This window comes from Aeromicrobium sp., assembly GCF_047606445.1.
In the GTDB taxonomy this organism is placed as follows: domain Bacteria; phylum Actinomycetota; class Actinomycetes; order Propionibacteriales; family Nocardioidaceae; genus Aeromicrobium.
Map to the genome: position 1 here is coordinate 1 of NZ_JASGEK010000020.1, position 20,653 is coordinate 20,653.

At 71.8% G+C, this 20,653-nt stretch carries 22 protein-coding genes; 9 read left to right on the forward strand and 13 right to left on the reverse strand.

Annotated features, from left to right (window positions below; translation table 11 throughout):
• The 6 genes from QM621_RS05505 to QM621_RS05530 form a co-directional block, all read right to left on the reverse strand.
• Positions 1-192 (reverse strand): hypothetical protein (locus QM621_RS05505; RefSeq protein ID WP_414989360.1); only part of this gene is annotated, 192 nt, incomplete at its 3' end.
• 135 nt (positions 193-327) lie between these two features.
• On the reverse strand, positions 328-1,233 hold the full coding sequence (locus QM621_RS05510; RefSeq protein ID WP_414989361.1) for an inositol monophosphatase family protein: 906 nt from the start codon (positions 1,231-1,233) through the stop codon (positions 328-330).
• Positions 1,234-1,248: 15 nt separating this feature from the next.
• Entirely contained in the window at positions 1,249-2,220 is a 972-nt protein-coding gene (rsgA, locus tag QM621_RS05515; protein WP_414989362.1) for a ribosome small subunit-dependent GTPase A, read from the reverse strand.
• Positions 2,217-3,494, reverse strand: coding sequence for a 3-phosphoshikimate 1-carboxyvinyltransferase (gene aroA / locus QM621_RS05520; RefSeq protein WP_414989363.1), 1,278 nt, complete (start codon positions 3,492-3,494; stop codon positions 2,217-2,219). The genes rsgA and aroA overlap by 4 nt, the downstream gene beginning before the upstream one ends.
• Positions 3,487-3,924, reverse strand: coding sequence for a DoxX family protein (locus tag QM621_RS05525; RefSeq protein ID WP_414989364.1), 438 nt, complete (start codon positions 3,922-3,924; stop codon positions 3,487-3,489). The genes aroA and QM621_RS05525 overlap by 8 nt, the downstream gene beginning before the upstream one ends.
• 62 nt (positions 3,925-3,986) lie before the next feature.
• On the reverse strand, positions 3,987-5,588 hold the full coding sequence (locus QM621_RS05530) for a sigma-70 family RNA polymerase sigma factor (protein WP_414989365.1): 1,602 nt from the start codon (positions 5,586-5,588) through the stop codon (positions 3,987-3,989).
• 172 nt (positions 5,589-5,760) lie between these two features.
• Between QM621_RS05530 and QM621_RS05535 the strand changes: the two genes are divergently transcribed.
• The 4 genes from QM621_RS05535 (at position 5,761) to rsrA (ending at position 8,064) form a co-directional block, all read left to right on the forward strand.
• The gene (locus QM621_RS05535; protein WP_414989366.1) at positions 5,761-6,342 is read left to right on the forward strand and encodes a hypothetical protein; all 582 of its coding nucleotides are present in this window, start codon (positions 5,761-5,763) and stop codon (positions 6,340-6,342) included.
• Positions 6,343-6,354: 12 nt separating this feature from the next.
• A complete protein-coding gene (locus QM621_RS05540) occupies positions 6,355-7,083 on the forward strand; it encodes an SOS response-associated peptidase (protein WP_414989367.1) in 729 nt (242 codons plus the stop codon).
• 91 nt (positions 7,084-7,174) lie between these two features.
• Positions 7,175-7,792, forward strand: coding sequence for a sigma-70 family RNA polymerase sigma factor (locus tag QM621_RS05545; protein WP_414989368.1), 618 nt, complete (start codon positions 7,175-7,177; stop codon positions 7,790-7,792).
• 5 nt (positions 7,793-7,797) lie between these two features.
• Complete coding sequence (rsrA, locus tag QM621_RS05550; RefSeq protein ID WP_414989369.1) at positions 7,798-8,064, forward strand: mycothiol system anti-sigma-R factor; 267 nt, start codon at positions 7,798-7,800, stop codon at positions 8,062-8,064.
• 48 nt (positions 8,065-8,112) lie between these two features.
• Here the strand turns inward: rsrA and QM621_RS05555 are convergent, their stop codons facing one another.
• Positions 8,113-8,187, reverse strand: coding sequence for a 50S ribosomal protein bL37 (locus QM621_RS05555; RefSeq protein ID WP_369797015.1), 75 nt, complete (start codon positions 8,185-8,187; stop codon positions 8,113-8,115).
• A 27-nt stretch (positions 8,188-8,214) separates the two neighbouring features.
• Positions 8,215-8,589, reverse strand: a complete 375-nt coding sequence (locus tag QM621_RS05560) for a thioesterase family protein (RefSeq protein WP_414989370.1) — start codon at positions 8,587-8,589, stop codon at positions 8,215-8,217.
• A gap of 31 nt (positions 8,590-8,620) precedes the next feature.
• On the opposite strand from QM621_RS05560, the gene QM621_RS05565 reads away from it, so the two are divergent.
• Positions 8,621-9,373 carry a siderophore-interacting protein gene (locus QM621_RS05565; RefSeq protein ID WP_414989371.1) on the forward strand — a complete coding sequence of 251 codons (753 nt, stop codon included), beginning with the start codon at positions 8,621-8,623 and terminating at the stop codon, positions 9,371-9,373.
• 132 nt (positions 9,374-9,505) lie between these two features.
• Here QM621_RS05565 and QM621_RS05570 read toward each other — a convergent pair whose 3' ends face one another.
• Positions 9,506-11,161: an acetolactate synthase gene (locus QM621_RS05570; protein WP_414989372.1), complete on the reverse strand. Its 1,656-nt coding sequence runs from the start codon at positions 11,159-11,161 to the stop codon at positions 9,506-9,508.
• A gap of 173 nt (positions 11,162-11,334) precedes the next feature.
• Entirely contained in the window at positions 11,335-12,255 is a 921-nt protein-coding gene (locus QM621_RS05575) for a DUF2785 domain-containing protein (RefSeq protein ID WP_414989373.1), read from the reverse strand.
• A gap of 45 nt (positions 12,256-12,300) precedes the next feature.
• Here QM621_RS05575 and QM621_RS05580 point away from each other — a divergent pair, with 45 nt between their 5' ends.
• Complete coding sequence (locus QM621_RS05580; RefSeq protein ID WP_414989374.1) at positions 12,301-13,728, forward strand: sensor histidine kinase; 1,428 nt, start codon at positions 12,301-12,303, stop codon at positions 13,726-13,728.
• Between the two features lie 36 nt (positions 13,729-13,764).
• Here the strand turns inward: QM621_RS05580 and QM621_RS05585 are convergent, their stop codons facing one another.
• Positions 13,765-14,016 (reverse strand): WhiB family transcriptional regulator, encoded by a 252-nt coding sequence (locus QM621_RS05585; RefSeq protein ID WP_414989379.1) that lies wholly within the window; start codon positions 14,014-14,016, stop codon positions 13,765-13,767.
• A 223-nt stretch (positions 14,017-14,239) separates the two neighbouring features.
• Here QM621_RS05585 and QM621_RS05590 point away from each other — a divergent pair, with 223 nt between their 5' ends.
• The 3 genes from QM621_RS05590 (at position 14,240) to QM621_RS05600 (ending at position 17,028) form a co-directional block, all read left to right on the forward strand.
• Positions 14,240-14,671, forward strand: coding sequence for a hypothetical protein (locus QM621_RS05590; RefSeq protein ID WP_414989375.1), 432 nt, complete (start codon positions 14,240-14,242; stop codon positions 14,669-14,671).
• Positions 14,672-14,847: 176 nt separating this feature from the next.
• Positions 14,848-16,047, forward strand: coding sequence for an NAD(P)-dependent malic enzyme (locus tag QM621_RS05595; protein ID WP_414989380.1), 1,200 nt, complete (start codon positions 14,848-14,850; stop codon positions 16,045-16,047).
• 12 nt (positions 16,048-16,059) lie between these two features.
• Positions 16,060-17,028 (forward strand): zinc-binding dehydrogenase, encoded by a 969-nt coding sequence (locus QM621_RS05600; protein ID WP_414989376.1) that lies wholly within the window; start codon positions 16,060-16,062, stop codon positions 17,026-17,028.
• A 41-nt stretch (positions 17,029-17,069) separates the two neighbouring features.
• On the opposite strand, the gene QM621_RS05605 is transcribed toward QM621_RS05600, so the two are convergent.
• Positions 17,070-17,246: a DUF6104 family protein gene (locus QM621_RS05605; RefSeq protein ID WP_414989377.1), complete on the reverse strand. Its 177-nt coding sequence runs from the start codon at positions 17,244-17,246 to the stop codon at positions 17,070-17,072.
• 3 nt (positions 17,247-17,249) lie between these two features.
• The coding region (locus tag QM621_RS05610) for a multifunctional oxoglutarate decarboxylase/oxoglutarate dehydrogenase thiamine pyrophosphate-binding subunit/dihydrolipoyllysine-residue succinyltransferase subunit (protein ID WP_414989378.1) at positions 17,250-20,653 on the reverse strand (3,404 nt) is incomplete at its 5' end.

The following is a 20,653-nucleotide window of genomic DNA, read 5'->3' on the forward strand; positions in this document are numbered from 1 at the left end:
GCGGACGTCGCCGCCGCGACGGCCCCGGCGTCGTCCGCGCGGACGGCCCCGGCCGAACTCGCCGAAGTCGGCGAACTCGGGGCCGAAGCCGCCGCCGGGGTGGGGGCCGCCTCGGCGGGGTCCACGTGGCGGACGCTCACGGCCGGGGCTGTCGAAGAAGGGGCGGTCGAAGTGTTCGTGAGGGGAGTTCATGCTTCCTCCTGGAAGGTCGTCAACGTGCCGCATGCACGTCGGTGATGTTCTGTTGATGCAATAACGATATATCGGAAAGCTGTCGAAAGCAAGGCCCCGAGAACCGAAGCTCCCGGGGCCTTGGGAAAACGGCGCTCAGCGCTCGAAGTCGAGCACCGTGCCGAGGTCGCGGGGGGCGGCGGGCTGGGCGGGGAGGATCGGGGTCTCGTCGTCATCCCAGCCGTCGTCGAGCGGGTCGGTGTCGGGGAAGTGGCCGAGGTAGGCCATCGCCGCGTCGTGCAGGCGTCCGTTCGTCGCGATGGCGTTGGCGCCCCACGGCCCGTCCTGGCCGGCCAGCGAGGTGAACCGGCCGCCCGCCTCGCGCACGATGACGTCGAGCGGCGCCATGTCCCACAGGTTCAGCTCCGGCTCGGCGGCGATGTCGACCGCGCCCTCGGCCACTAGCATGTACGACCAGAAGTCGCCGTAGGCGCGGGTGCGCCAGCACTGCCGGGTCAGCGCGGCGAAGGACTGCTCCTTGCCGATCTCCTCCCAGCTCTCCACCGAGCTGAACGACAGCGAGGCGTTGGCGAGCGAGCCGACGCCGGAGACCTGCATCGGACGGGCCTTCATCATGGACTTGCCGGTGAACGCGCCGCCGCCCTCGTGCGCCCACCAGCGGCGTCCGAGCGCCGGCGCCGACACCAGGCCGGTGACGATGCGCCCCTCCTCCTCCAGCGCGATGAGCGTCGCCCACACGGGGACGCCGCGCACGAAGTTCGAGGTGCCGTCGATGGGGTCGATGATCCAGCGGCGCGTCGACCCGTCCGTGCCGCCCTCCTCGCCGCCCTCCTCGCCGAAGACCGCGTCGCGGCGGCGGGCGTTGTGCAGCGTGCGCCGCAACGCCTCCTCGACGGCCTGGTCGGCCTCGGTCACCCAGGTCAGGTCCGGCTTGGTCTCGACCCGCAGGTCCAGGTCGCCGAACTTCTCCATCGACAGGTTGTCGGCGGTGTCGGCGAGCACGTGCGCCAGGCGGAGGTCGTCGGCATACGAATGGCTCATGGGTCCAACCTAGTCCTAGAGCGTGTCCCGGCTCTCGACGATACGCCGGAACGACGCCAGTCTCTCGGGCCGCAGCCGCCCCTCGGCCGCCGCGGCGTCGAGCGCGCACTCGGGGTCGCTGGCAGCGTGCGCGCAGCCGCGCGGGCAGTCGGCGGTCAGCTCGGCGAGGTCGGTGAACGCCGTGACGATCCGGCCGACCTCCACATGCGCCAGCCCGAACGACCGGAAACCGGGGGTGTCGATGATGTGCCCGCCGCCGGGCAGGTCGAGCACGACCGCCGAGGTGGAGGTGTGCCGGCCCCGGCCGGTGACCGCGTTGACGTGGCTCGTCGTGCGGTCGGCGTCGGGCACCAGGTGGTTGACGAGCGTCGACTTGCCGACGCCGCTGTGCCCGATCAGCACGCTCGTGCGGTCGGCGAGGGCCGCGCGCACCGGGTCGAGGTCGGCGTCGGGGTCGACGACCAGCACCGGCACGTCGAGGGGGCTCAGCGCGTCGACCATGACGTCGGGGGAGGCGAGGTCGGCCTTCGTCAGGATCACCAGCGGGTCGAGGCCCGCGTCGTAGGCGGCCACGAGGCAGCGGTCGATGAGCGCCGGGCGCGGCGGCGGGTCGGCCAGCGCCGCCACGACCACGAGCTGGTCGGCGTTCGCCACGACGATGCGCTCGATCGGGTCGTCGTCGTCGGCCGTGCGGCGCAGCTCGGTGGTGCGCGGCTGGACTTCCGCGATCCGGGCGAGCGAGTCCTTGCGTCCCGACACGTCGCCGTCGAGCCGGACGAGGTCGCCGACCACGATGCCGCGCAACTGTCGCGCCTTGGCCGCCGTCACGACCGTCCCGTCGTCGAGGCGGGTGGTGTACCGGCCCCGGTCGACCGTGGTCACCCGGCCGAGCGGCAACGACGAGTAGTCCGGGCGCTCCTTCGTGCGGGGCCGGGTGCGCCGCTTCGGGCGCTCGAACCGCGCGTGCTCGTCGTCGTGCCGGCTCACCGGTCGACCAGCCGCTCCCAGACCGGCGCGAAGTTGGGGTAGGTCTTGACCGTCGTGACGACGTTCTCCACGAAGACGTCGGGCACCTTGAGCGCCAGCACCACGGCGGCGTGCGCCATGCGGTGGTCGTGGTACGTGCGGAAGACGTCGCCGTGCAGCCTTCGGGGCCGGATCTCCAGGCCGTCGTCGAGCTCGTCGACATCGCCGCCGAGCCGTCGGAACTCCGTGGCGAGGGCGGCGAGACGGTCGGTCTCGTGGCCGCGCAGATGGGCGATGCCGGTCAGCCGCGAGGGCGTCTTGGCCAGCGCCGCGACCGCCGCGACGACGGGGGTCAGCTCGCCGACGGCGCCGAGGTCGAGGTCGACGCCGTTCAGCCTCTTCGGGCCGGTGACGACCAGGTCGTCGCCCTCGAACTCGGCCGTGCCGCCGAAGGCCGCGGCGAGGTCGCGCCAGGCGTCGCCGGCCTGGTCGGTCGTGCTCGGCCAGTTGCGGATGCGCACCTCGCCGTGGGTGACGAGCGCCGCCGCGACGAAGACGCCCGCGTTCGACAGGTCCGGCTCGATCTCCACGTCGAGCGCCGACACCGGCCCGGGCGCGACCTGCCAGCGCGGGCCGTCGACCGTCACCTCGACGCCGCGCGAGCGCAGCTGCCGCACCGTCATCGCGATGTGCGGCGCCGAGGGCAGGGTCGTGCCGACGTGGCGCAGGTCGAGTCCCTCGGCGAAGTGCGGGGCGGCCAGCAGCAGCGCCGACACGAACTGGCTGGACGCCGACGCGTCGATCTCCACCGCTCCGCCGACGACGCCGCCGGTTCCGCGCACGGTGAACGGGAGCGTGCCCCGGCCGCCGTCGTCGACCTCCACGCCGAGCGCGCGCAGCGAGCTGATCGTGACGTCCATCGGACGCTCCCGCGCCCGGTCGTCGCCGTCGAAGGTCACCGGCGCGGAGCCGAGCGCGGCCAGCGGCGGCACGAAGCGCATGACCGTGCCGGCCAGGCCGCAGTCGACGGTGACCGGATCGGTCGAGGCCGTGCCGACCGGGTAGATGGTCCAGTCGATGCCGTCGCGCTCCACCCGGGCGCCGAGGGCGGTGAGCGCGCCGATCATGAGCGTGGTGTCGCGGGAGCCGAGCGCCCGGGTCACGGTCGAGGGCCGGTCGGCCACCGCCGCCAGCATGAGCGCCCGGTTCGTCAGCGACTTCGACCCCGGCACCAGGATCGACCCGGTGACCGGCTTCCTCGGAGTGGGCGCCAGCCAGGGCAGCGGGTCAGCCATCGACCCGGTCCTGGCGGGGAGCCTTGTCGCGCAGCGCGTAGAGCAGACCGCCGAGGAGCGAGACGTTCTTGGCGAAGTGGATCTGCTGGTTGGCCCGCTCGGCCGGGTCGGCCTGCTCCCAGAACCGGTGGCCGCGGACCGTCGCCGGGACGAGGCCGAGCGCCAGGAGGAAGGCGGACACGCGAGGCAGGCGGCCGGTGGCCAGTCCGAGCCCCGCGACGACGTTGAGCGCGCCGTGGGCGCGCACCAGGTTCGTCGGCGTCACCGGGAGCGAGGGGGCCAGGGGGGCGACCGCGTCGGCGACCGGGGCCGCGGCCGGCGCGAGGTCGTCCGCTCCGCGCAGCGAGGCCAGCCCGCCGACCACGAACATCGACGCGAGCAGGGGACGTGCCGCGGACCGGATCGACGGCGTGCGCGAGGAGAGGCTCATGGGTCTTTCCTACCGCATGCGGGGCGCTTGTTCGCAGCGATGGCGCCCCTGAGCCGCCAGGCTCAGAGCCAGGGGACGTCGAAGGAGGCGGTGTCGCCCGTGCCGTCGGGGTCGTCCTCGACGGTGAGGGTGACGGTGGCGATAGGGTCGGCGGCCATGAAACGCAGCGAGTAGGCGGGGGCCTCGCCGCCCACGGCGGTGGCCGAGCAGGTGATCGAGAACATGAAGAACCCGGTCGGGTCCGCGCACGACCATCCGTCGCCGACCGACTCGAACCAGACCGGCTGGGAGAAGTCGATCCGGACGGTGAGCTGTTGGTCGGCGACCGTCGGACCGGTGGCGGCGCCGGTGATCGGGAGGGTGAGCGTGCGGAGGTAGTCGCCGCTTCCGTCGGCCGTCTCCGCGAGCTGCGGCGTTCCGAGGGTGAAGTCGGTGGGGGCGGTCGGAGGCGTGGTCGGAGGGGCCTCCGGGGAGCGGTCTCCGTCCGGTGGCGGGGAGTCGGGGCGTCGCGCGACGGGGGCGGCCTCCGGGGCCAGGGCGGGCAACACCGCGCTCGCGACGGCGACGGGAACGGCCGCCGCCGCCATCGGCACGGGCGGGAGCAAGAGAGGACGTCTCGCCGGGTGGTCGGGGAGCGGCCGGGGCGCGTGGTCCTCCGACGCGACGGAGGGGCGGCTGGTCGGCGTCGGCGTCGTGTCGGTCGCGGCGGGGACGCTGCCCATCGCCGCCGTGCCGACGATGACCGCTGCGACGGCGGCCGCGGGAGCCGCGCCCGCCAGGCCGGGGCCGGACCCGGACGTCGGGCTCATGTGGGAGAGCGAGACGCCCGACGCCGCGCCCACGCCGACTATCGGCGCGGCGCCGGCGCCGAGCAGACCGCCGAGGTAGCCGCTGGCGGCCGTGCCGAGCAGCGCCGGGGCGAGGACGGCGGCGAGGTGGTCGTTCACCTCGCGCAGCTCGAGGGCGAGTCCGGCGCAGCGGGCGCAGACGTCGAGATGGGCCTCGACCTTGGCGGTGTCGCGCGCCGACAGGCCGTGGCGGACGTGCGAGCCGAGCTTGCCGATGGCGGCGCGGCAGGCGTCGTCGAGGCTGGGAGCCAGATGCTCTTGCAGGTAGGCGCGGCGCAGCCCTTCGCGGGCGCGGTAGGCCAGGGCGGAGACGCTGTTGGGGGCCATGTCGAGCAGCGGGGCGATCTCGGCCGGGGTCTGCCCTTCGACGTCGAGGTGCCACAAGACGAGCTGCCAGCGCTCCGGCAGCGACTCGAAGGCCCGGCCGGCCGCGCCGCGCTCGAACTTCATCGCCGCCGGGTCGACGAACTCGACCTGTCGGTCGAGGTCGGCCTCGTCCTCGGTCGGACGCTCGCGGGAGGCCGAGCGGAGCGCGTCGATGTGCAGACGGCGGACGGCGGTGAGCAGATACGCACGGAACGCCTCGTTCGGCCCGGCGCCGCGCTGCAGCAGGCTCAGGACTTTGACGAAGGCCTCCGAGACGAGGTCGTCGGCGCCCGCGCCGACCACGAGCTGGCGGGCCAGGCGTTCGGCGGCCAGGCGGTGGCGGGAGAAGAGCACGCCGTAGGCCTCGGTGTCGCCCGCGCGCACGGCGGCGATCAGCTCGGCGTCGCTGGCGGTGACGGCGTCGTCGACGGCGGGCAGCGTGATGGCCATGTCGTCTCCTCTCAACGGCGTCGGCACGAAATTCTCGCAAAAGCCGCGTCATAGACCTGCGGCGAGGTCGTCTCAGACACGAGCATGCCACAGGAAGGGGGATTCGATGCGCGATTTCGGGGTCGCCACGGATGCCTTTCGTCACGCTGTGCTCGGCGGGGAGGCCCATGTCGTGGACGTGGCACTCGAGGTGGGGGCGAGCGCGGCGTCGCAGGACGTGCCGTTGACGGAGGCCCTCGACCGCGTCGCGGAGTCGAGTTCTGACGGGAACCCGCCCTATCAGGTGGTCCGCGCGGTGGTCTCGGGATTCCTGGGGTCCGCGCGGACGGTCGGCGAGGTCGAGTGCCACGATCCGCTCACCTCGCTGTCCTCCGTCGCGCATCTGCGGTCGCGGCTGGACGACGTCTACCGGCAGGCGGCGCACCGGGCCGAGGACCCGCAGTCGACCCACGCGCTGGTGGTGGTCGAGCTGGGACACCGGCCCGGACACGGCTTGGAGGGCGCGCTCATGGCGCTCGAGGTCGCGCACGCGATGGAGACCGCCTACCCGGCCCACGAGACCATCGCCACGTTGGCGCCCGCCCGGTTCGCAGCGCTGCTGCGGTCCGAGGAGGCCGATGTGGTCGGCGTGCGGCTGCTGGGGCGGCTGCTCGACGCGGCGCTGGTCGGCCTGCCGGAGCCCCGCGTGTGGACCGAGCGTCTGCCGAGGTCCGCCGACGGGCTGGCCCACATGGTCGCGCAGCTGACTGTCTGACTGGCGGGACTTATGTGCGGTCGCTACGCCACGGCGCGGACCTCGTCACATCTTCTCGACGACTTCCACGCGACGTTGACCGACGCCGCGCGCCACGTCGTCGTCGACTACAACGTCGCTCCGACGCGCGCCCCGCTGGTCGTGGGCCGTCCCGCCGCCGACGCCGGTCGGGAGCGGCTGCTGGTCAGCGCGGTGTGGGGGCTGCTGCCCGGCTGGGCGAGGGACCGCTCCGGCGCCGGCCGTCTCATCAACGCGCGGGTCGAGACGGTCGAGGAGAAGCCGTCCTTCCGGGAGGCCTTCGCCCGACGTCGCGCGGTCGTGCCGATGGACGGCTACTACGAGTGGTGGCAGCCGCCGGACGAGGGCTTCGGGAAGCCGCCGAGACAGCCGTACTTCGTCACCGCGCGCACGCCCGACGGCGGCGGGCGCGGGATCGGGGTCGCCGGGCTGTACGAGTTCTGGCGCCCGCCCGGCGAGCCGTCGGCGCCTCTGCTCGCTACCTTCACCATCCTCACGACGGCCGCCGAGGGCGAGGACGGACGGCTGCACGACCGCGCGCCGCTGCTGGTCCCCGAGGAGGGCCTCGACGACTGGCTCGCCCCCGAGCCCGCGCCGCGCGAGGAGCTGCTGGGGCTGCTGCGCCCCGCCACGCCGGGCCGGTTGAACGCCTGGCCGGTCGGCCCCGCCGTCGGGAACGTGCGTCACAACGGTCCCGAGCTGGTGCGGCCGCTCGCGGAATAGCCGCCCCGCCCGGGCCGTTGTCCCTCAGGAAGGAGGCACCATGACCGGCTGCGCCACGCTCGACCGCCCTGTTGAAGTACCGTCGGAGTCGATGGATGACACCGACCGACCGTCCGACCCTCGCGACGTCGAGACGCCCGCCGAGCGCCAGGCGCGCTTCGAGGCCGACGCGCTGCCCTTCCTCGACCAGCTCTACTCGGCGGCCCTGCGCATGACGCGCAACCCGGCCGACGCCGAGGACCTCGTGCAGGAGACCTTCGCCAAGGCGTTCGGCTCCTTCGGCCAGTTCAAGCCGGGCACCAACCTCAAGGCGTGGCTGTACCGCATCCTGACCAACACCTACATCAACTCCTACCGCAAGAGGCAGCGTCAGCCGCAGCAGGTGAGCGAGGAGATCGAGGACTGGCAGATCGCCGCGGCCGCCGCGCACACCTCGACCGGCCTGAAGTCGGCCGAGATGGTGGCGTTGGAGCACCTGCCCGACTCCGACGTCAAGGACGCGCTGCAGGCGCTGCCGGAGGACTTCCGGTACGCGGTCTACCTCGCCGACGTCGAGGGGTTCCCGTACAAGGAGATCGCCGAGATCATGGACACCCCCATCGGCACCGTCATGTCGCGGCTGCACCGGGGCCGCCGTCAGTTGCGCGAGTCGCTGGCCGACTACGCCCGCGAGCGCGGCATGGCCGTGGCCTCGTCGAAGGAAGGGTGAGCGCCATGGGATGCGACGGACCCGACTGCGGCGAGGCGCTGCGGAACCTCTACCTCTTCATCGACCAGGAGATCGACGACGCGTCGTGTGAGGAGATCCAGGCGCACATCGACGGCTGCGGCGAGTGTCTGACCGTCTACGACCTGGAGCGCCTCGTCAAGAGCCTCGTGTCGCGCTCGTGTCAGGAGGCCGCCCCCGCGCCGTTGCGCGACCGCGTGCTGATGAGCATCCGCACCGTGCAGGTCCAGATCACCGAGACGCGGATCGACTGAGGTCGGAGACGACGAAGCCCCCTGCTCGCGCAGGGGGCTTCGTCATTGTCACGCGTTGGGGCGCTTGCCGTGGTTGGCGCCCTTCTTGCGGCGTGCGCGGCGCTTGCGTCCGGTCTTGCCCATGGGGTCCTCCTCGAAGAATTGACGCCCCTATGCTCGCACACCGTTCACGCGGTCGAGGAATCGCCGCCGGTCGACGATGGCGCGGGTGACGGTTCCGGCCGCGATCTGGGTGTCCGCCTGACGGGCTTCGACGGTGAACGTCGCGGCGCGGTCGCTCTGTTCGGCGACGGTCGCCCGCACGGTGACGGTCGCGCCGACGGGGGAGGGGGCGAGGTGGCGCACGTCGACGCGCGTGCCGACGCTGGTGGCCTCGGCGGGCAGGTCGAGGGCGGCGCAGGTGGCGGCCTCGCACCAGGCGACGAGCACGGGGGTGCCCAGCACATCGAGGTCGCCGCTGCCGACCGCGCGGGCGGTGTCGGCGTCGGTCACGGTGTGGGTCGCCTCATGGGTGGGGGTGGTCATGCGTCCACAGTGCCAGAGGGAAAATGATCCGGTGACCGGGATCAGGGAGTTGGCGGTGCTGCGCCGCGAGCAGGTGACGCCGCGCATGGCGCGGGTGGTCTTCGGCGGTCCGCAGGCGGCGGGATTCGCGTCGCTGACACCCGACGACCATGTGAAGCTCGTCTTCCCTGATCCCGACGGCGCGGTCCGTCCGCCGACGCTCGCCGCCGACGGGGAGACCTTGGACTGGCCGCGTCCGTTCCCGCCGACGCGCGAGTACACGATCCGTCGGGTCGACGCCGAGGCCGGCGAGGTCTGGATGGACTTCGTGGTGCATCCGGGCGGGCTGGCGTCGGACTGGGCCATGTCGGTGGAGCCGGGCGAACGGCTGTGGGTGGCGGGCCCGCGTCCCGGCGAGCCGGTCGACGAGCGCTTCGACCGGCATCTGCTGCTCGCCGACCACACGGCGCTGCCCGCCGTCGCCCGCTGGCTGGAGGAGCTGTCGCCGTCGGTGTCGGCCGAGGTCGCGGTGCTCGTCCCCGACGCCGACGACGAGCAGGAGTTGGCGGTCCGTGACGGGGTGACCGTCACCTGGTATCACTCCGTCGACGATCCAGGCGACGACGTGCTTGGCCGCCACCTGGAGTCGGTCGAGCTGCCCGACGGCCATCAGACCTACCTGTGGGCCGCCGGCGAGGCGGGCCTGCTCAAGCCGGTACGCCGCTGGGCCCGCGCCCGCGGCTTCGCCCGCGGCACCTGCGACATCGCCGGCTACTGGCGCAAGGCCCGCACCCGCAACCTCTGATCCCCGCCCGGGGAGGTACCTCAGCAACCTCACGACGTGCCCAGAGGTAGACCAGCAACCCTTCGACGGTGCGGAGAGGTTGCTGGTCTACCTTCCACGTCGTTGAAGGGTTGCTGACATACCGCCCGCCGGTCAGATGCCGAAGGTGTTGCGGGGGTAGGCGGCCTCGACGTCGGTGAGGACGTTGACGAGGTAGGGAACGCCCGAGGCGAAGGCGCGGTCGATGGCCGGGCCGATCTCGTTCGGGTCGGTGACCAGCTCGCCGCCGCCGCCGAGCGCGGTGACGACCTGGTCGTAGCGGGTGCCCGGTGCGAGGTCGGCGGCCACGTCGTAGCCGTAGAGCATGCGCATCGGTCCCTTCTCCAGGCCCCACGCGCTGTTGTTGCCGACGATCATCACGACGGGGAGGTTGTGGCGCATGAGCGTGTCGACGTCGATCAGGCTCATGCCGGCTGCGCCGTCGCCGAGCAGCAGCACCACCTGGCTCGACGGACGCGCGATGCGGGCGGCCATCGCCGCGCCGAGGCCCGCGCCGAGGCAGCCGTAGGGGCCGGGGTCGAGCCAGCCGCCGGGCCGCTTCGGCTCGACGAACTTGCCCGCGAAGGACACGAAGTCGCCGCCGTCGCCGATGACGACCGCGTCGTCGGCCAGGCGGGGCAGCAGCTCGCCGTAGATGCGGGCCGGGTGGATCGGGTCGGCGGTCGCGGTGAGCAGCGCGTTGTCACGCTCGACGCCCGCGGCCACCTGGGTCTGCAACTCCGCCAGCCACGCCGACCAGTCGGGCTTGGCGCCCGTGCTCGCCTGCACACGGCTGAGCACGCCGTCGAAGACCGACGTCAGGTCGCCGGACGCGCTCGCGGCCACCTCGGCGTGGGTCGAGACCTGGCCGGGGGAGTCGGCCAGGTGCACGACCTTGGCCGGGGTCGCGCCGTCCTTGCCGCCGAAGACGCCGTAGCCGAGACGGAAGTCGAGCGGCGTGCCGACGACGACCACCAGGTCGGCGCCGTTCAGCGCCGCCGACCGGGCCTTGGTGACCAGTTGCGGGTGGCCGCCGGGCACGATGCCGCGCCCCATGCCATTGGCGATGACCGGCACGCCCGTCTCCGTGACGAAGCGCAGCGCGGCCTCCTCGGCGTGGTCGGCCCACACGTCGGTGCCGAGGATGAGCACCGGCTGGGTCGCCTCGGCCAGCAGCGCCGCGACCTGGGCGAGCGCGTCGCCGTCGGGCTCGAGCTCCGCCACCGGCCCTGCGCTCCCATGGCGCGGCGCGACGTCGAAGAACTGGTCCATCGGCACGTCGAGGAAGGTCGGGCCGCGGTGCGACGACCCCGCCGCGCGGAACGCCTCGTCGACGGTCGGGCCGATGTCGGCGGTGGTGGGCGCGGTGGTCGAGGACTTGGAGACGGTCTCGAAGATCGGCGGGTGGTCCAGTTCCTGCAGGCTGCCCTGGCCCCACCGGTTCGCCGGGGCGCGACCGCCGATGACCACCAGCGGCGAGCCCGCGAACTGGGCCTGCGCGACGGGGCTGACGCCGTTGGTGACGCCCGGGCCGGCGGTCAGCACCGCGAGCCCCGGCGTGCGGGTGAGCTTGCCGATGGCCTCGGCCGCGAACACTGCCGACGGCTCGTGCCGCACGTCGATGATCGGCATCGGCGGCTCGGCCTTCACCGCCCCGTCGTACATCGGGAACACATGTGCGCCCGAGAGCGTGAACATCGCCTCGACCCCATGCGCCCGCGCGACCTCGGTCGCGATCACTCCACCGTGCACCGACTGCTCATCCGTCATGTGAGGCAGGTTACAGGCGAGTCAGTTCACCGATGTATCGACAGCCACCGAGGCGGTGAGTTGTCCACCTTTCAGCCTTCGCCGGTGGCTCATCCACCCTATGAGCGCTCATACGGTGGATGAGCCACCGACCACCCGGCAAAGGTGGATAACTCACCGCCTTGAGGGGGGCGTTAGTCGGCGGGCATGGGGGTGCGGGAGGTGCTGCGGTAGAGCCAGGGGCTCTCGGCGCGGATCTGGTCGAGCACGGCGAGGATGAGGTCGGCGCGGTCGGCGGGCTGTTGGGCGAACAGCTCGGCGTCGCTGTTGAGGTCGGAGCGGCCCTGGACGCCGAGGGCGAGCTGCAGGTGCAGCGCGCGCAGGAAGGCCGAGGTGTTGCGGGCCTCCGACGTCGGCCACTCGTCGGCCAGATGCCCGCGCGTGCGCGGCGGCTGCAAACCCGCGCCGAGGCGGGCCAGCCACGGCTCCACCAACGAGGTGTCGAGGGCGTTGCGGTGCAGGGCGGTCATGACCGCGTAGGCGAGCCGGTCCTCCTCGCCGTGCCGCCACACGTGCGCGGTCGGGGCGAGCACCCGGTCGGCCACGACGTCGAGCAGCACGGTCAACTCCATCGCCCCGAAGTGCCGCGACCGCGCCAGCGCCGCCAACAGGTCCGCGCCGTGGGCGATGGCGTGCGCCCAGCCCATCTCCGGAATCCAGCCCCGATGGTCGAACTCGCGCACATACCAACTCGTCGCCGCGTCGCCCCACTCCAAGATGGTCGACTCGCTCATCGCCTGCACGTCGTTGTCGCGCCCGACGATCTCGGCCAGCATCAGCGCGCTGTACGACCGGCGGATCACTGAGGAGTCGCCGTCGCGGCCCAGGCCGAAACGCAGTCCCGGCACGATGCCGTCGCCGAGGCCGGCCAGCAGCTCGTCGTACACGCCGCGCTTGAGCCATCCGGTCAGCAGCGGATAGGCCAGGCCCTCCCGGATGCGCGGGTCGGACTCGCCCAGCATGCGCACCAGCTCGGCGGTGAGGTCGTCGAGCGGGCGGTCGCCGGGCACGTCGCCGCCCGTGGCCCGGACGGCTTGCCAGTACGAGATGGACATCTCCTCCATCGTGCCATGCGCCGCGGACTCGCCTACCCTGGGACGGTGAGCGCTGCGGAGGACCTGGCCAGTGATATCGACATATCGACAGAAGACCTCCGGTGGCTCAACGCCTTGGTCGCCGACTGGCAGTTGATCGCCGACCTGTCCTTCTCCGACCTGCTGCTGTGGGTGCCGTCGGTCGAGGACGCCGAGTTCCGGGTCACCGCGCAGGTCCGCCCCACCACCGGCCCGACCGCGCTGCTGGAGGACGTCGTCGGGAGCGCACAGCCGATGGACGAGGCGTCGCCGATCACGCGGGCCTTCGCCGAGGCCGTCATGATCGCCGGGAAGGTCGACGGCGGCGAGCGGTCCGCGCAGTACGTCCCCGTCTGCCGGGGCGGACGGGTCGTCGCCGTGGTGGAGCGACGTCGCGAGGCGCCCGGTCTGCGCAGCGCCGGCGCGTTGGAGTCGGCTTACCTCGACGTCGCCGCCGACCTGCTGGAGATGATTCGGGGCGGCGCCTTCCCGGAGTCGTCCGACGGGCTCGACGTGGTCGACACGCTGCGCGTCGGCGACGGTTTCGTGCGCACCGACCCCGGTGGGCGGGTGCGCTTCGCCAGCCCGAACGCGCTGTCGGCCTACCGGCGCCTCGGCCTGGTCGGCGACCTCATCGGCACCCACCTGGCCGAGGTCACCGCCGAGCTGATGGACCGGCGCACCCCCCGCGCCGACGTCCCGGGTCTGCTCGTCGGGCTGGAGGGCGGCTCGGGCGAGCTGGAGAACGCGGCGGCCTCGCTCCACGTGCGACGCATCCCGCTGCGCACCGGCGGCCACCCGGCCGGCGCGCTCGTCCTGCTGCGCGACGTCACCGAGCTGCGGCTGCGCGAGCGCGAGCTGATGAGCAAGGACGCGACGATCCGAGAGATCCACCACCGCGTCAAGAACAATCTGCAGACCGTCGCGGCGCTGCTGCGGTTGCAAGCGCGGCGCATGTCGACCGACGAGGCCAAGCACGCGCTGGTCGAGGCCGAACGCCGCGTCGGCTCCATCGCGCTCGTCCACGAGACGCTCAGCCAGTCCTTCGGCGACGAGGTCGACTTCGACGACATCGCCGACCGGCTGCTGCGCACCGTGCTCGACGTGGCCGGCGAGCGGACCGTCCGCGCCTCGCGGGTGGGATCCTTCGGCCGACTGGCCGGCGAGGTGGCGACGCCGCTGTCGATGGTGCTGACCGAGCTGATCCAGAACGCCGCCGAGCACGCCTTCGGCCCCGAGGGCGGCGAGATCATCGTCTCGGTCAGACGGGTGCGCGGCCGGATGAGCCTGCGGGTCAGCGACGACGGCGTCGGCATGCCCGAGGACGTCGGCGGCTCGGGCAGCCTCGGGTTGTCGATCGTGACGACCTTGGTGCGGACCGAACTCGGCGGGACCTTGGCCTTCGAGCCGCGCGACGGCGGCGGCACCACGGTCGCCATCACATTGGAGGTCTGAGCGCGCCTCCGAGGGAGTCGTTCAGGAGAGAGCCGATCAGGCGGTGCGGATGCGGGCGCGGGCGTTGCGACGCTTGAGCGTGCGGCGCTCGTCCTCGCTCATGCCGCCCCAGACGCCGTGGTCCTGACCGGACTCCATGGCCCACTGCAGGCACTCGTCGCGCACGTCGCAGCGACGGCAGACCACCTTGGCCTCCTCGATCTGCATGATCGCGGGGCCGGTGTTGCCGATGGGGAAGAAGAGCTCCGGGTCCTCGTCGAGACAAGCCGATTTGTGGCGCCAGTCCATGGGCGGGTGCTCCTTCCCGAAGCGTTCGGGGTCGTGGATAGGATGATCGAGTCCGGCGGGCGACGACGCGGTCGCGATACGACCTTGCGTCAGCCATGCCTCGTAGACGATGGTTTCACCCCACTGGCTCATTGACAAGGTCGTCGGGCCGCTGATTCTGTTCAATCGGTCACATTGGTCCGCCTTACACGGTGGCTCGCCCCCGGATTTGTAGGCTGTCGGCGTGCCCTGGCCTCCCGCTGTCCGCCTTCTCCTCCTCATTGCTTGCCTGATCGTGGTCGTCGAGGGGCTGGCCTTCATCGTCTTCGCGGTCGCCGATCTCGTCTCGATCGGCTCCGACACCCTGGGCGTCGGGTTGTCCGCTGCGGTCTTCTTCCTGTTCTACGGGGGGGCGCAACTGGTCGCGGCGGCTATGCTGCTGCGCGGCCGCACGGGCGCGCGCGGCCTGCTCGTGGCCAGTCAGCTGCTCCACCTGGGTCTCGCGTGGAGCCTGCGCGACGCCGCCGCCGGCCAACTCGTCGTGCCGGGTCTGCCGTTGATCGTCGCGGGCTTGGCCGCCGTGGTCCTGGCCTGCCTGCTCGCCCCGTCGGTGAACCGCGCGGTGATCGAGGTCGAGACCAGCGAACTCGGCCTCGACGTCGCTCACGACGACTGAGCCCTATGTGAGACGATGGCCGACGGACGTGACCCGTCCCGCTGGCGCCTCGGCGTCGCCTGCTCGGACCAGGAGCGATCCCTGACGCATCCCGAGCCCTTGATTCCCTTTTTGCCCGTCGGCGTCGGCGGAGCAGCCCGCTCCCGACGCTTCCCTCCGCCTGAAATCACGAGATGATGGTTGCCACCGATCACGACACCACCGCCGCGCCCACGTCTGACGATCCCGTCTTCGAGCTGCATCGCGGCGGCAAGATGGCCATCGCCGCCACCGTCCCGCTGAACGACAAGGACGACCTGTCGCAGTCCTACACGCCGGGCGTGGCGCGCGTCTGCGAGGCGATCCACGCCGATCCGGAGTTGTCGCACGACTACACGTGGGTCTCCAACACCGTCGCCGTGGTCACCGACGGGACCGCCGTCCTCGGCCTGGGCGACATCGGCCCGGACGCCGCGATGCCGGTGATGGAGGGCAAGGCCATCTTGTTCAAGCAGTTCGGCGGCGTCGACTCGATCCCGATCGCCCTCGACACCACCGACGTCGACGAGATCGTCGAGACGGTGGCCCGCCTGGCCCCCTCATTCGGCGGCGTCAACCTCGAGGACATCTCGGCGCCGCGCTGTTTCGAGATCGAGCAGCGGCTGGTCGAGCGGCTCGACATCCCGGTCTTCCACGACGACCAGCACGGCACCGCCGTGGTCACGCTGGCCGCGCTGATCAACGCCGTCAAGCTGACCGAGCGCGACATGGGCGAGCTCAAGGTCGTCATCTCCGGCGCGGGCGCGGCGGGAGTGGCGATCACCAAGATCCTGCAGGCCGCCGGCGTGCGCCGCATCCAGGTCACCGACCGCGGCGGCGTCATCCACCCGGGTCGCACCGACCTCAACAGCGCCAAGCAGTGGATCGCCGACGCCACGGCCGACTACGCCAAGGAGGGCACGATCGTCGACGCGCTGCACGGCGCCGACGTCTACATCGGCGTCTCCGGCGGCACGGTGCCCGAGGAGGGCGTCGCGGCGATGGCCCCCGAGTCGATCATCTTCGCGATGGCCAACCCGAACCCCGAGGTGCACCCCGACGTCGCGCACAAGTACGCGCGCGTCGTGGCCACCGGCCGGTCGGACTTCCCGAACCAGATCAACAACGTCCTCGTCTTCCCCGGCATCTTCCGGGGCGCGCTCGACGTGCGGGCCACGAGGATCACCGAGCAGATGAAGCTGTCGGCCGCGCAGGCGGTCGCCGACCTCATCGCCGAGGAGGATCTGCGCGAGGACTACGTCATCCCGTCGCCCTTCGACCCGCGGGTCGCGCAGGCGGTCGCCAAGGCCGTCACCGACACCGCGCGCCGCGAGGGCGTCGCCCGTCGCCCCTACTGACAGGAGAGCCGCATGTTCGCCGTCTACGCCGGATCGATCAACCCCGAGAGCCCGCTCGACGGACTGGTGGTGGGCGAGCGCCCCGAGCCGGAGGTCCCGGACGGCTGGACGACGGTGACGGTCAAGGCCGCCTCGATCAACCACCACGACGTGTGGAGCCTGCGCGGGGTCGGTCTGCGGACGGAGTCGCTGCCGATGATCCTCGGCTGTGACGCGGCCGGGTACGACGAGGACGGCAACGAGGTGCTGGTGCACGCCGTCGTCAGCGACCCGTCCTGGCGCGGCGACGAGACCCTCGACCCGAAGCGCTCGCTGCTGTCGGAGCGGTACCAGGGCACCTTCGCCGAGAAGGTCGCGGTGCCGCGCCGCAATGTCATCGCCAAGCCGGAGGGGCTGAGCTTCGCCGAGGCCGCCTGCCTGCCGACGGCGTGGCTGACCGCCTACCGCATGCTCTTCACCCAGGCCGACCTCAAGCAGGGCGACACGGTGCTCGTGCAGGGCGCCGGCGGCGGCGTCGCCACGGCGGCGATCTCGCTGGCCCGCGCAGCCGGCTTCCGCGTCTTCGCGACCAGCCGTGACGAGGACAAGCGCGCCAAGGCGCTCGAGATCGGCGCGCACGAGGTCTTCGAGTCCGGCGCCCGGCTCCCGGCCAAGGTCGACGCGGTCATGGAGACCGTCGGCGCGGCCACCTGGTCGCACTCGGTCAAGTCGATGCGTCCCGGCGGCACCATCGTCATCTCCGGCGCCACCTCGGGCGATGCGCCCCCGGCCGCCGAGCTGACCCGCATCTTCTTCCAGCAGATGCGCGTCCACGGCTCCACGATGGGCACCCGCGACGAGTTGCGCCGCCTCGCCCAGTTCATGGACGTCACCGGTCTCAAGCCGCTCATCGACTCCGAGATCCCCATGGAGAACGCCGCCGACGGCCTCGCCAAGGTGATCGACGGCTCCCTCTTCGGCAAGATCGTCCTCACCCGCTGACCCGCACGGGTCGCGTCTTTTCCATCTGGTTCTCGGGCGGGCTACTCGTCCTCGTCGTCGAGGCGGGCGAGCCAGGTGGCGAAGCGTTCGGTGGGCACCTCGAACTCCGGGTTCACGTCGACGAACTCGCTGAGCCGCTCGGCGAGCCACGCCAGGGTGACGGTCTCCTCACCCCGGCGTGACGCCAACTCCTCGATGCCGCGATCAGTGAAGTACATGGCTCAGCTGAACGCGCGGTCGAACAGGTCGCGGGCCTCCTCGACGTGCCGCGGGTGCGAGCCGACGGCGGTCGTGGACGACTCCGGACGGGTCACGCCGACCAGCGGCAGTCCGCCCAGCGCGCCGGTGAAGTGGTACGCCATGTGCGGCCACGCGCCCTGGTTCTCCGGCTCGTCCTGGACCCAGCGGACCTCGGTCGCGCGCGGGTAGCCCGCCAGCGCCGCCTTGATCTCGGCCTCCGGGCGCGGGTACAGCTGCTCGACCCGGACGATCGCCGTGCGCTCGTCGCCGCGCTTCTTGCGCTCGGCCAGCAGCTCCCAGGCGATCTTGCCGGTGCAGAGGATGACCCGCTCCACCGCGCCGGCGTCGACCGCCGTGTCGGTGACGACCGGCTGGAAGCCGCCCGAGGTGAAGTCGTCCGGCTGCGAGGCCGCCGCCTTGTTGCGCAGCATCGACTTCGGGGTGAGCACGACCAGCGGACGGTGCTCGGCCTCCAGCGTGTGCTTGCGCAGCAGGTGGAAGTACGACGCGGGCGTCGACGGCTGGGCGATGGTGATCTCGTCGTTGGCCGCGAGCGTCAAGAACCGCTCGAGACGGGCCGACGAGTGGTCGGGGCCCTGGCCCTCGTAGCCGTGCGGCAGCAGCAGCACGACGCCGGACTTCTGGCCCCACTTCGTCTCGCCCGAGGAGATGTACTCGTCGATGACCGACTGCGCGCCGTTGACGAAGTCGCCGAACTGCGCCTCCCAGACGGTCAGCGCCTCCGGACGCGCCACCGAGTAGCCGTACTCGAAGCCGAGCGCGGCGTATTCGCTCAGCAGCGAGTCGTAGATGTGGAAGGGCGCCTGGTTCTCGCTGATCGAGGCCAGCGGCGTCCACTCGTTGGCGTTGACCCGGTCGATGATCGTGGCGAAGCGCGACGAGAAGGTGCCGCGCCGCGAGTCCTGGCCGGCCATGCGCACGACGCGGCCGTCGAGCAGCAGCGAGCCGAACGCCAGGATCTCGCCGGTGCCCCAGTCGATCGGGCCGGCCGAGATCGACTGCGCGCGACGCTGCAGCTGCGGGAGCACCTTCGGGTGGACCGTGAAGCCGTCGGGAACGTTCGTGTAGGCGTCGGCGATGGCCTTGAGCACCTCGGGGGTGACCGCGGTGTCGATGGCGCCGGGCACCTCGGGCTTCTCCGGGTAGTCCGGCGTCCGGGTGTACTCCAGATCGGGCTTCTCGGCGGCCTTGACGTCGGCGAAGTTGTGCTCCAGGCGGGTCTGGTAGTCGGCCAGCGCCGCCTCGGCCTCCTCGATGGTGATGTCGCCGCGGCCGACCAGCGCCTCGGTGTACAGCTTGCGCACCGACTTCTTGCGGTCGATGGTGCTGTACATGAGCGGCTGGGTGAAGCTCGGGTCGTCGCCCTCGTTGTGACCGCGACGGCGGTAGCAGATGAGGTCGATGACGACGTCCTTGTTGAACGCCTTGCGGTAGGCGTAGGCCAGCTCGGCGACCCGGATGCAGGCCTCCGGGTCGTCGCCGTTGACGTGGAAGACCGGCGCCTGGACCATGCGGGCCACGTCGGTGCAGTACGTCGAGGAGCGCGACGCGGTGGGGCTCGTGGTGAAGCCGACCTGGTTGTTGACGATCACGTGGATCGTGCCGCCGGTCTCGTAGCCGGGCAGACGCGAGAACTGGAAGGTCTCGGCCACGACGCCCTGGCCGGCGAAGGCCGCGTCGCCGTGCACGAGCACCGGCAGCACCGGGAAGGCGTCGCCCTGGTCGAGCATGTCCTGCTTGGCGCGGGCGATGCCCTCCAGCACCGGGTCGACGACCTCCAGGTGCGACGGGTTGGCCGCCACCGACACCTTGATCGTGTCGCCGTGCTCGGAGGTGAACTCGCCCTCGACGCCCAGGTGGTACTTGACGTCGCCGGAGCCCTGGACCGTGCGCGGGTCGATATTGCCCTCGAATTCGCGGAACACCTGCGCGGGGCTCTTGCCGGCGATGTTGACCAGCACGTTGAGCCGGCCGCGGTGCGCCATGCCGATGGCGACCTCGGCGAGGCCGTCGGCGGCCGCCTCCTCGCAGATCTCGTCGAGCAGCGGGATGGTGGTCTCGCCGCCCTCCAGGCTGAACCGCTTCTGGCCGACGAACTTCGTCTGCAGGAAGGTCTCGAAGGCCTCGGCCTCGTTGAGCTTGGCCAGGATGCGCAGCTGTTCCTCGCGGGGCGGCTTGACGTAGCCCTGCTCGACCCGCTGCTGGATCCAGCGGCGCTCCTCCGGGTCCTCGATGTACATGTACTCCACGCCGGTGGTGCGGCAGTAGGAGTCGCGCAGCAGGCCGAGGATCTCGCGCAGCTTCATGTAGCGGCGCTCGCCGCCGAAGGACGGTCCGGTCGGGAACTCGCGGTCGAGGTCCCACAGCGTCAGCCCGTGGGTGTTGACGTCGAGGTCGGGGTGGCTGCGCTGCTTGTACTCCAGCGGGTTGGTGTCGGCCATGAGGTGGCCGCGCACGCGGAAGGCGTGGATGAGCTCGAGCACGCGGGCCTGGCGGTCGATGTCGTCGTCGTGGCGCACCGCGATGTCGGCGGCCCAGCGGATCGGCTCGTAGGGGATGCGCAGCGCCGAGAAGATCTCGTCGTAGAAGCCGTCCTCGCCGAGCAGCAGCTGGTGGACGCGCTTGAGGAACTCGCCGGACTGCGCGCCCTGGATGACGCGGTGGTCGTAGGTGGAGGTCAGCGTCATCATCTTGGAGACGGCGAGCTGGGCGATGGTGTGCGCCGAGGCCCCCTGGAACTCCGGCGGGTACTCCATCGAGCCGACGCCGACGATGAGGCCCTGGCCGGCCATCAGGCGCGGCACCGAGTGGTTGGTGCCGATGCCGCCGGGGTTGGTGAGGCTGACGGTCGTGCCCTGGAAGTCGGAGACCTCCAGCTTGCCCTCGCGGGCCTTCTTCACCATGAGCTCGTAGGCCTGCCAGAACTGGGTGAAGTTCATGGTCTCGGCGGCCTTGATGCTCGGCACCAGGAGCTGACGGGTGCCGTCGGGCTTCTTGAGGTCGATGGCGAGGCCGAAGTTGACGTGCTCGGGCCTGAGCTGGACCGGCTTGCCCTTCTCGTTGGTGGTGTAGCCGGTGTTCATCTCGGGCAGGTCGGCGATGGCGCGCACGACGGCGTAGCCGATGAGGTGCGTGAACGAGACCTTGCCGCCGCGGGCGCGGGCGAGGTGGTTGTTGATGACGGTGCGCTGGTCGAAGAGCAGCTTGACCGGGACCGAGCGGACGGAGGTCGCGGTCGGGACGGTGAGGCTGGCGTCCATGTTGGCCGCGGTGCGGGCCGGGGCGCCGCGCAGCACCTGCTCCTCGACGGCGCCGGGGCCGTCGACCTCGGCGCCGGTCGGCACCGGGGCGGTGGCGGCCGCGA

Excerpts from the sequence above, each read along its gene's own strand:
- QM621_RS05585 (WP_414989379.1), bottom strand. The coding sequence starts at position 14,016 with ATGGACTGGCGCCACAAATCGGCTTGTCTCGACGAGGACCCGGAGCTC.
- QM621_RS05545 (WP_414989368.1), top strand. The coding sequence starts at position 7,175 with ATGGATGACACCGACCGACCGTCCGACCCTCGCGACGTCGAGACGCCC.
- rsrA (WP_414989369.1), top strand. The coding sequence starts at position 7,798 with ATGGGATGCGACGGACCCGACTGCGGCGAGGCGCTGCGGAACCTCTAC.
- QM621_RS05525 (WP_414989364.1), bottom strand. The coding sequence starts at position 3,924 with ATGAGCCTCTCCTCGCGCACGCCGTCGATCCGGTCCGCGGCACGTCCC.
- QM621_RS05575 (WP_414989373.1), bottom strand. The coding sequence starts at position 12,255 with ATGTCCATCTCGTACTGGCAAGCCGTCCGGGCCACGGGCGGCGACGTG.
- QM621_RS05605 (WP_414989377.1), bottom strand. The coding sequence starts at position 17,246 with ATGTACTTCACTGATCGCGGCATCGAGGAGTTGGCGTCACGCCGGGGT.
- QM621_RS05530 (WP_414989365.1), bottom strand. The coding sequence starts at position 5,588 with ATGGCCATCACGCTGCCCGCCGTCGACGACGCCGTCACCGCCAGCGAC.
- aroA (WP_414989363.1), bottom strand. The coding sequence starts at position 3,494 with ATGGCTGACCCGCTGCCCTGGCTGGCGCCCACTCCGAGGAAGCCGGTC.
- QM621_RS05570 (WP_414989372.1), bottom strand. The coding sequence starts at position 11,161 with ATGACGGATGAGCAGTCGGTGCACGGTGGAGTGATCGCGACCGAGGTC.
- QM621_RS05595 (WP_414989380.1), top strand. The coding sequence starts at position 14,848 with ATGGTTGCCACCGATCACGACACCACCGCCGCGCCCACGTCTGACGAT.
- QM621_RS05560 (WP_414989370.1), bottom strand. The coding sequence starts at position 8,589 with ATGACCACCCCCACCCATGAGGCGACCCACACCGTGACCGACGCCGAC.
- QM621_RS05600 (WP_414989376.1), top strand. The coding sequence starts at position 16,060 with ATGTTCGCCGTCTACGCCGGATCGATCAACCCCGAGAGCCCGCTCGAC.
- QM621_RS05540 (WP_414989367.1), top strand. The coding sequence starts at position 6,355 with ATGTGCGGTCGCTACGCCACGGCGCGGACCTCGTCACATCTTCTCGAC.
- QM621_RS05510 (WP_414989361.1), bottom strand. The coding sequence starts at position 1,233 with ATGAGCCATTCGTATGCCGACGACCTCCGCCTGGCGCACGTGCTCGCC.